The organism is Shewanella septentrionalis (genome assembly GCF_025370265.1).
Classification (GTDB): Bacteria; Pseudomonadota; Gammaproteobacteria; order Enterobacterales; family Shewanellaceae; genus Shewanella; species Shewanella hafniensis.
Window position 1 is genome coordinate 1 of sequence record NZ_JAMTCC010000122.1, and the last position, 725, is coordinate 725.

General features: G+C 47.0%; 1 protein-coding gene. It reads right to left on the bottom strand.

The window, feature by feature from the left end; translation table 11 throughout:
• Nucleotides 1-725: IS110 family RNA-guided transposase (locus tag NE536_RS22855; RefSeq protein ID WP_261274125.1), on the bottom strand; the 725-nt coding region annotated here is incomplete at both ends.

The window sequence follows — 725 nt, forward strand, 5'->3', positions numbered from 1 at the left end:
TATACTGGAAGTCGATATTCTTCGTCATGCGCCGCGATAACCCATGCCATTCTCGCGAGTTTATTGGCGACGGCTACACAGGCTCGGTTAAAACCTCGGCGTTCTGCTAACTGGATTGCCCAGCAGCTAAATTTATCCTGTTTATGACAACTGTGTTGCAACACGGCTCTGGCGCCGTGGATGAACAGGGTGCGTAAATACGCATTTCCCCGTTTGCTTATCCCAAGGAGGTTATCTTTACCTCCACTGCTGTGTTGCTTGGGAACTAAGCCACACCAAGCTGAAAAGTGCCTGCCATTAGTGAAGTCTTTACCGTCACCTGCGGCGGCATAAAAGGCGGTAGCGGTGACTGGACCAATACCTGGGATAGTTTCTAAACGCTGGCAAATCACATTGTTCTTAATTTCAGTGAGCACTTGAACGTCACAACCCTTAAGCCGTTTTTCTATATCACTAAACTCTTCATATAACTGATAAAAAATGGCCCGACCTTTGGTGGTCAGCGCATTGGTTTCATCCGCTAAAATATCTGGGAACTGTACTTTAAAAGCAGTTTTACTTTTGGCTATCACGATGCCGTATTCCGCTAACATCCCTCTGACTTGATTGATTAAGGCGGTTGATTGCTTGTTTAAACGCTCACGCATACGGTGAAGCAGTTGTACATCTTGTTGCGCGACGCCTTTGGGTTTTACAAACCGCATGTTGGGTCGCTGCGCAGCTTC